Annotated in this window: 12 protein-coding genes and 1 pseudogene; 6 read left to right on the top strand and 7 right to left on the bottom strand. The window is 39.3% G+C overall.

Annotated features, from left to right (window positions below; translation table 11 throughout):
* A pseudogene (locus HP439_RS16060) lies at positions 1-1,445 on the top strand (TonB-dependent receptor); the annotation flags it as partial.
* A 138-nt stretch (positions 1,446-1,583) separates the two neighbouring features.
* On the opposite strand, the gene gcvT reads toward HP439_RS16060, so the two are convergent.
* From gcvT to HP439_RS16035, 5 genes are all read right to left on the bottom strand, one after another.
* Entirely contained in the window at positions 1,584-2,663 is a 1,080-nt protein-coding gene (gene gcvT, locus HP439_RS16055; RefSeq protein WP_172391350.1) for a glycine cleavage system aminomethyltransferase GcvT, read from the bottom strand.
* A gap of 134 nt (positions 2,664-2,797) precedes the next feature.
* The gene (locus tag HP439_RS16050) at positions 2,798-3,517 is read right to left on the bottom strand and encodes a pseudouridine synthase (protein WP_172391349.1); all 720 of its coding nucleotides are present in this window, start codon (positions 3,515-3,517) and stop codon (positions 2,798-2,800) included.
* A 3-nt stretch (positions 3,518-3,520) separates the two neighbouring features.
* The gene (locus HP439_RS16045) at positions 3,521-3,889 is read right to left on the bottom strand and encodes a DUF4359 domain-containing protein (protein ID WP_172391348.1); all 369 of its coding nucleotides are present in this window, start codon (positions 3,887-3,889) and stop codon (positions 3,521-3,523) included.
* A gap of 27 nt (positions 3,890-3,916) precedes the next feature.
* On the bottom strand, positions 3,917-4,411 hold the full coding sequence (locus tag HP439_RS16040) for a DUF4112 domain-containing protein (protein ID WP_172391346.1): 495 nt from the start codon (positions 4,409-4,411) through the stop codon (positions 3,917-3,919).
* Positions 4,411-5,133, bottom strand: a complete 723-nt coding sequence (locus HP439_RS16035) for an SIMPL domain-containing protein (RefSeq protein ID WP_172391345.1) — start codon at positions 5,131-5,133, stop codon at positions 4,411-4,413. The genes HP439_RS16040 and HP439_RS16035 overlap by 1 nt, the downstream gene beginning before the upstream one ends.
* Before the next feature lie 148 nt (positions 5,134-5,281).
* Between HP439_RS16035 and HP439_RS16030 the strand changes: the two genes are divergently transcribed.
* A complete protein-coding gene (locus tag HP439_RS16030; RefSeq protein ID WP_093364840.1) occupies positions 5,282-5,473 on the top strand; it encodes a cold-shock protein in 192 nt (63 codons plus the stop codon).
* Positions 5,474-5,527: 54 nt separating this feature from the next.
* On the opposite strand, the gene HP439_RS16025 is transcribed toward HP439_RS16030, so the two are convergent.
* Together HP439_RS16025 and recO are read right to left on the bottom strand one after the other, a co-directional pair.
* The gene (locus tag HP439_RS16025; RefSeq protein ID WP_172391344.1) at positions 5,528-5,971 is read right to left on the bottom strand and encodes a DUF805 domain-containing protein; all 444 of its coding nucleotides are present in this window, start codon (positions 5,969-5,971) and stop codon (positions 5,528-5,530) included.
* Positions 5,972-6,045: 74 nt separating this feature from the next.
* Positions 6,046-6,771, bottom strand: a complete 726-nt coding sequence (gene recO / locus HP439_RS16020) for a DNA repair protein RecO (RefSeq protein ID WP_172391343.1) — start codon at positions 6,769-6,771, stop codon at positions 6,046-6,048.
* A 262-nt stretch (positions 6,772-7,033) separates the two neighbouring features.
* On the opposite strand from recO, the gene rpmB reads away from it, so the two are divergent.
* The 4 genes from rpmB to HP439_RS16000 form a co-directional block, all read left to right on the top strand.
* Positions 7,034-7,267 carry a 50S ribosomal protein L28 gene (rpmB, locus tag HP439_RS16015; protein ID WP_085474105.1) on the top strand — a complete coding sequence of 78 codons (234 nt, stop codon included), beginning with the start codon at positions 7,034-7,036 and terminating at the stop codon, positions 7,265-7,267.
* A 65-nt stretch (positions 7,268-7,332) separates the two neighbouring features.
* Complete coding sequence (gene rpmG, locus HP439_RS16010; protein ID WP_002998409.1) at positions 7,333-7,515, top strand: 50S ribosomal protein L33; 183 nt, start codon at positions 7,333-7,335, stop codon at positions 7,513-7,515.
* Positions 7,516-7,555: 40 nt separating this feature from the next.
* Entirely contained in the window at positions 7,556-7,717 is a 162-nt protein-coding gene (locus HP439_RS16005) for a DUF4295 domain-containing protein (RefSeq protein WP_172391342.1), read from the top strand.
* 148 nt (positions 7,718-7,865) lie between these two features.
* A partial coding sequence (locus HP439_RS16000) for a signal recognition particle receptor subunit alpha (protein WP_172391341.1) occupies positions 7,866-8,391 on the top strand: 526 nt, incomplete at its 3' end.

The following is an 8,391-nucleotide window of genomic DNA, read 5'->3' as shown; positions in this document are numbered from 1 at the left end:
GTCTCCGTCTTGACAACACCCAATATCTAAAAAAGGCAAATTTTAATCAGACCGTTTATGATGAACTGGGAATTTCAACAGATAACGGGATCAATACATTTCATGTTCAGCCGAGGGTTCAGTTTACATGGGATGTAAACGAACAAAGAAAGAATATTATCCGGTTTGGCGGAGGTATTTTTGGTTCTGCACTTAATCCCTATTCCATGTTGAATAACATGTTGTTTGACGGAACACGTATTGCAGGCGTTGATATTATCGACCCTAGACTTATGCCGACACCAGATTTTATCGGCTATCGACAGGATCCAAACTCCGCGCCAGGTAGAGATTTGATAGATCAACCAGGAGTCGAAAAATTGGTTACTATTAATACAAATAGTAAAGACGTAAAAGTTCCAACGGTTTATAAAGCAAATTTGTCGTTAAACCATTTTTTCACACCTGCGTTAAGAGTCGGCATAACTGCTTATGGAACTTGGGCTAGAAATAACTATATGTATGTGGACCGAAACATGGTTGACGGGCCGATGTTTCGATTGAAAGCTGAGGGTGACAGAGGTGTGTTTGTCCCCGCAAGCACTATCAATCCAGCGAACGGTGCCGCGAACTGGGTGAATAGCCGAAAGACAACAGAGGTTGGTCGAGTATTGGAGATGAATAGCGAAGGTAAAAATAATACGTACACTTTCGTTGTTGATGGGACTTATCGTTATTATCAGGATGGTCAAATATCATTGTCGTATACGTGGAATGATGCGAAAGATAACACGTCGTATAATGGTAATGTTGCCAATTCTGCTACGCTTTCGTTGATGGTGAAAGATGATCCTAGAAACTTGAACACAATGTCGTATTCTGATAATCAGTTTCGTCACAAGGTTGTTTTTTACGGAACGATGCCATCGCTCTGGGGTGTTTCTATGGGGCTGCGGTTCTCCGGTGTTGCAGGAACTCGGTACTCGTTAGCTGTGCAGGGAAATGTTAACGGAGATTTCGTTAACTCCAATGATCTTGCTTTTGTATACGATCCAAACGACCCTAGTACTCCGAATAACATTCGCGAAGGAATAAATGCCATTCTCGATAACCCCGATGCGGAACAAAGTATTAAAGATTATATTAACAGTAACATTGGTCAGGTTGCCGAGCGTAACGGCGGTGTCAATGGATTTTATGGTGTGTTTGACTTGCATTTAGCAAAAAACATTAAGTTCTATAAGTCGCATGGCGTTGAAGCTTCGATCGACATTTTTAATGTTGCAAACCTGTTAAACAAGGATTGGGGCGTCGGACATAATCTAGGAAAGCAAAATCTATATAGCATCAAAAGTTTTGATGCCGACAAGGAACAGTATGTGTATAACATGTCGTCCAAAGTGGGTGTATCGAATCTAAACGGTAATCCTTTCCAAATTCAATTAGGCTTACGATACGCGTTTTAGAGTTAAAGCCAACTAACTATAAAAGATAGAAGGTAGGCTGGGTAAATCGGACACGCTCCTTCGAACAAATAAAAACGTCCTTGTAAAGCGAACAAGGACGTTTTTGTTGTCTATTTCTGTATTAAAAATATCTAGGTTTTATTTTACAAAAGGAGGTTTTTTCACAACGGCTTTAACCGATTGATTGCGAATTGCGATAAATAATTCGGTTCCCTCCTTGGAGAATGCTGTATCAACGTAGCCCAGGCCGATTGACTTTTTTAACGAAGGTGATTGGGTTCCCGAAGTTACGCGACCAATTTTATTTCCTTGTGCATCAAGGATGTCGTAATCATGACGTGGGATACCTCGATCGATCATCTCAAAACCGATCAATTTTTGTGTTACGCCTTGCTCTTTTTCGGCTTTTAGGTTCTCTGCATTTACAAAATCTTTAGTGAATTTCGTAACCCAACCTAATCCGGCAGCTAATGGAGAGGTGTTGTCATCGATGTCGTTCCCATATAGACAGAATCCCATTTCTAAACGTAGTGTGTCACGTGCTCCTAAACCAATAGGTTTAATGTCGTATGCTGAGCCAGCTTCGAAAATCGCGTCCCATACTTTTTTCGCGTCTTTGTTGGCTACATAAATTTCAAAACCTCCGGCGCCCGTATATCCTGTTGCCGATACCAATACATTTTCTACACCTGCGAACACTCCTTTTTGGAATGTATAATATTCCATTGGTGCTAACTCTATATCTGTCAGTGACTGTAATGCTTCAGCGGCTTTTGGTCCTTGGATGGCGAATAATGAAGTTTCATCAGAGATATTTTTCATTTCTACGCCGTAGGTGTTGTATTTACTGATCCAGTTCCAATCTTTTTCAATATTAGAAGCGTTTACGACTAAGAAATATGTTTTTTCGTCGATGCGGTAAATAAGAAAGTCATCTACGACTCCGCCTGTCTCATTCGGGATGTAAGCATATTGTACTTTTCCATCATATAACTTGGTAGCATCGTTCGAGGAAATCTTTTGGATAAGATCGAGCGCGTTGTCTCCTTTAAGGATAAATTCGCCCATGTGACTGACATCAAAGACGCCAACGCCAGTGCGAACGGTTTCGTGTTCATCAATGATTCCGGAGTATTGTACGGGCATGTTGAATCCCGCGAAGGGTACCATTTTCGCTCCAAGGGCCGAGTGGAGCTCAGAGAGCGCAGTGTTTTTAATCATAACAGTTTGATAAGATCAATTTTTTCAAAAATACGCAAAAAAAAGACCATTAGCGACCCCGAATATACGATATTTTCAATTCGCGCAATCGGTTTAATTACGTGTTTTGCGGGTTTGGACTCTAGAAATTGTTAATCAATCCGTTCGGTTGTAGCTGAGATCTCTGGAAAGTTGTTTAATCCTAGAATAGCAAGTACACGAGTAAACTCTTGTTGTAAAGGAGCTTCAATTTGTATTTCACTTCCAGTAACAGGGTGTTTAAATGAGATCTCTTTGGCATGCAGAAGCATGGTGTCCATTTTGAAGTGATCTTTCCAAAGTCTGTTTTGTTTGTTACAGCCATGTGGCCTGTCTGCTAAAATAGGATGGAGGATATGTGCCATATGGCGTCTCAATTGGTGCATACGCCCGGTGATCGGTTTGAGTTCTACGAGTGAATACCGCGAAGTAGAATGCTTACCTAAAGGAAGATCAATTTCTGCTCTAGCAAGTGTCTTGTAATGCGTCACCGCATCCTGTACAGTTCCGTTTTCTTTGCGTAAAGGATAGTCGATTGTTCCCTCATCTTCTGCATATCCTCGGACGATTGCCCAATAGGTTTTTAGCACGCTTTTATTCGCAAATAACTGCTGTACGCTAGCGTCCATATCTTTATTGAGAGAGAATAAAAGTATGCCGCCTGTTTTTCTATCGATACGATGAGCCGGGTGGACTGGTTGCTTAATTTGATCTCTTAATAGTTGCAAAGCGAATTCCGATGTATCTGCCGCTATTGAGGACCGATGTACCAGTAGGCCATGAGGCTTGTTTATGGCAACGATGTATTCATCCTGAAAAAGTATATCCAACATGGCTTATCCCTCTTTGATCATGCGTACGATTTCTGACGCTTTCTCATCTATTTTCGGGCTGAGAAAAATATGTTTGAATGCGCCTCCACCGATAATGGTTTCTTTGCGTTGCCAGCTAATCTTTGTGATTGAGAAAAGGTAATAGTTTTCTACTTTCACGTGCTGATCCATAAATTGTTGAACCAGAGTATTGCCAAAAAGGTGCATGCCAAATTCGACCATGCTTTTATCTGCATCTCCTGCTTCTTTTTTTAAAAGGTCAGCTACTTTTGCTTTTACGGCTTGGTGGTGCTGTTCTTTCGAAGGGTTTGTGAATACCGCGATCAGCATGAAGGCGACAACGCAAAGGGCAAAAATTCTTGTTTTACTCATATGTGTACAAAAATACGCAATTAGAATTTAGAAGAGGCTAACGATCCAAGCACCTAACAACCACAGAAGGTAGATGAATATAAAGCTAACTAGTAGAATTACAATAAAAAGGCTTAAAAAGACTCGTTTGGCTCCCCCCTGGTGTTTTCCCTGATAGTAATACTCTTTAAGTATTTTGATGTTTTTTTGATTCGCCTTTTTGAAGAAATCGAAGATGTTTCCGAGAAAAGGAATGCTTCCTAAGAATGCGTCCCAAAGGACGTTAACCAGCATCTTGCTAGCCGCGTTAGGACTTACTCCGTTGCGGTACATTACAAGCACAAGTAGAAGTGCACTACTAAGGGATACTGCCTGTCCTGCGAGAGGAATAAAATTTAGCAAAGGGTCTAATCCAAAGCGAAAGGTCCCGATGCTAAATTGATTATCTAATAGAGTTGCAAACCGCTCCACCCAACGGAATTCACGATCTCGTTTCTGATTAGGAAGATCATCTAACTTTGTTTGTTGCGGATGCTTTGTCATTATTTTAGTTCGAAAACTGCATCAATGTTGCAGGTAAGTTTGATTGGACGAACGCTTATATCGAGACTCTCGCCAGCAGATTCTAAGCTTACATCAGCCGCTCTGGCCATACTGTATGCACGAGGTTGCGGGATCAAATCATTCCAACTGAAGTTTGTATTGTCATTAATTGCTAATACTTTACCGATCCCATCGCCGGTTGCTGAGGCGATAATTTCCGCATTTGCTTGCGCGTCTTTTACGGCAGCAATTTTCAGTTCTTTTTCAATTTCGCGCTTCTGGCTGTGGTCGTAACCGCTCACAGACGTGCTTTGAATACCCTTTGCATCAACTTTATCGAGCATTTCATTGAGTCCATTGAGGTTTGTTACCTTTAAACGGTATTGTTTAGCTTGAAGTAATTCAGGATTATCTTTCTTTTTGTTTGGATTGCTGTTATAGCTATACACATTTTGTATGGTAAAATTATCTTTTGATACACCATTTGCCATCGCTGCGGTGTAAAGCTGCTTTTCAAGGGTTTCGATAGTAACCTTCTTTTTGCTGTTTCCGTCTGGAAGATACTCCCTTAAAGAAATAGACAAGTACAGGATATCTGGCGTAATTTCTCTTTCGGCGGTTCCTCGTGTAGATACCTTCCTGCTGTATTCGTAATTGTTTGATTGTGCACTTGCGAATGTTACCATACAAATAGCTAGTATAAGACCAATTAAATTTTTCATAGTGTTAATATATTAATGTTTAGTATTACAAAGTTATTACCTGTTTGTTTGACTGTGGGAATCAAAAATCGTTTAAATTTTTGTAGAGTTTTAAAAAAACATTGAAAAATAATTTATACCTTTAATGTTAGTACAAATATTTAATAAAATGCAAGAAGGCGTAGTAAAATTCTTTAATGAAACCAAAGGTTTCGGTTTCATCATTCCAAATTCAGGAGAGAGCGAAATTTTCGTTCACGTTTCAGGATTAGTTGACAAAGTTCGTGAGAACGACCACGTGTCTTACGAAGTTGAACAAGGCCGTAAAGGTCTTAATGCGGTAAATGTAAAGCTTATCTAATAATAGATTCAGATATATTTATTGTGAAAAAGCCAGGTTTAAACCTGGCTTTTTTTATTGTCCTTCATTTCTCGAGGAAGTATCTGATGGTGTTGGTGGGTAATTGTTGAATGCATTTACACCATTAGCCTCCGCTTTGGGATCTGGCCCATATTCGTTTGAACCACGATCGCCATCAATTAGCATAAGGTATAGATAATATAAATTTATCAATGGAATAAATAAAAACACAATATACCAAGTTGGTTTTCCAGTATCGTGTAATCTCCGTACCCCCACGGCAAGTGTCGGGATTAGTAAGGCAAGTGATACAAGACCCGAAAGCATGGAGACCATACTACCTAGGGCACTGCTTATAAGCCCAAGAACCCAACCCACGACCGCAATCGCGATGGAGAGTAACCATACGCAGAGTATAAATGTCCAATATTCTTTTCGGCGTGCACGCCCCTCAAAGTTCGCGTAATTCTCTTTTAGATTTTTTAAAAACCAATCCATAAGTCGTGTTTTTAGTTAGTTAAATAGGTGTTTTTCCAGATTAAAGATAGCAATAAAAATTTTGCGTGGAGGGCCTAATGAAAAATTTCTTCTAGAACGTACATGGAATTGACTATTCCAAAATTCTCTGTATGCAATTTATAAAACTCAAGGATTTTTTCGAGAAGATATTTCCGATCTATTTTGCTAATTCTCACGGCGCTGGCTTTTTCATAGCTGGTGCTTAGAAAGGTGTAAAAAAGCGAGGTGTGTGGCTCCTGTAAGACATAGCTATGCGCGGGCAGGCTATTGCTAAAAACCCCTCCCATTAGATCAAAATACGGGTAGTGGTGATGGGCAGGTTGTAGAGGTAGAAAGCCGAGGAATCGTGAAAGTTTAACAAGAAAGACGATGTGGAAGTTCGCCAAGGGGCTTTCGGATTCATCGAGCCACAGAATGGATTGCAGAACAAAATGAAAAAGGTAAGGATCTCCCGATTGTTCTCGAAGCACTTTGTACAGGATCTCATTAATAAATATCGCCACAGAGCTCTTCTGAATATTCATTGGAATATCTCGCAGAACTGGAACTTGGCGTACTTCTTTTATGCGGTTCAAACCAGAGGTTTCCTTGTGGTAAACGACAAGATCTAGAGGGTGTAGGGGTTGAAACAGATTTGAAGAAATTTTCGCTTTGTGTTTTTTAGCTCCGTTTATCAAGTACGCTTGCATTCCGAAGCTTTCGGTATAGACATGAGCCACGATACTGCTTTCGGAGTAGTTCGTTGTTTTTAAAGCGATTCCATTTGTTTTATGCAGCATAAGAGTTCTTGTTACTCGCAAAGATACAAAGCAGAAAGCATTAGGAACAAAGGAATCAAATGTGAATTGTTGAAAACTATTTTTGTTAGAGCGTGTGTCTACGAATCAAAAAAGTGTATTTTTGCTGAACCAAGCACGACCTTTCCTAAAAAATAAAAATTATTCTTTCCTGTTCTTGCATATCACAAAAGAAATATGGATATTTGCAAACTCTTTGTGAAAAGAGAAAAAAACGAACAGATAACATTAAAATTCAAATATCATGTCAAGAATTTGTGATTTAACAGGCAAGGCGGCATTAAAAGGAAATAACGTTTCGCACTCAAACGTTAAGACTAAGCGTAAATTTTACCCGAATTTACAGACTAAGCGTTTTTACATTCCAGAAGAAGATCGTTGGATTACTTTGAAAGTATCAACATCAGCAATCAAGACTATTAACAAAAACGGTATTACAGCAGTAATCAGTAAATTTATCCAAAAAGGATCTATTTAATAGTACCGCCTGTTATCAAAATATTCATGAAATCTAATCTTTCGAGATTATAATAAAGTAAAGCAATGGCTAAAAAAGGAAATAGAGTACAAGTAATCTTAGAATGTACTGAGCACAAGGAAAGTGGTCTTCCGGGCATGTCTCGTTATATCACCACAAAAAATAAAAAGAACACTACAGAGCGTTTAGAGTTAAAGAAATTTAACCCTGTTCTTAGAAAAGTTACTGTTCACAAAGAAATTAAGTAATTAACCACTCGGGTATTTAACTCGATTAAAATATAAGATAATGGCAAAGAAATCAGTTGCGTCCTTACAAAAAGGTGGTGGTAAAGAATTTACTAAGGTTGTTCTTACTTCAAAGTCAGCAAAAACAGGAGCTTATACTTTCAAAGAAAGTATGGTACACAACGACAAAGTAAAAGACGTTGTTGCAGCAGCTTCTAAATAAGTAAGGTAAAGAAATTCTCCTTTTAAAGTTTTTCTTTAAAAAATATAAAAGCCGTTTTGGTATTCGCCGAAAGGGCTTTTTTAGTATAGCCGAATTTGAGTATATTTGCCCTGTTACAATCAAAACACTTCCACACAGAGAATAGACTATGGGATTATTCGATTTTTTAAAGAAAAAGCAAGAAACACCAGAGGCTCAACAGGCACTTGAGAAAGGGTTGGAAAAAACCAAAGAAGGGTTTCTTTCGAAAATAACAAAGGCTGTTGTCGGAAAATCGACAATCGATGATGAGGTGCTTGATAATCTGGAGGAACTGTTGGTTATGTCTGATGTCGGTGTGACTACGACCTTGAAAATTGTCGAACGAATTCAAGGACGGGTCGCTCGTGACAAATATGTGGGGACAGATGATTTGAATCGTTTATTGAAGGAGGAGATTCAGGAGTTGTTAGCTGAAAATAATAGTTCAGATTTCGAAAACTTTGAGTACGGCGATCATAAGCCATACGTCATCATGGTAGTTGGCGTAAATGGTGTTGGAAAGACTACTACAATAGGGAAATTAGCACATCAGCTTAAGCAAGCCGGTAATAAGGTTGTATTGGGCGCTGCGGATACATTTCGTGCTGCGGCAGTAGATCAGATCCAACTTTGGGGAGAGCGGGTAGGTGTAC

The organism is Sphingobacterium shayense (assembly GCF_013179575.1).
Taxonomy (GTDB): Bacteria; Bacteroidota; Bacteroidia; order Sphingobacteriales; family Sphingobacteriaceae; genus Sphingobacterium; species Sphingobacterium shayense.
The sequence above is the reverse complement of the archived record's forward strand: the minus strand, read 5'-3'. Positions and strand labels throughout refer to the sequence as shown.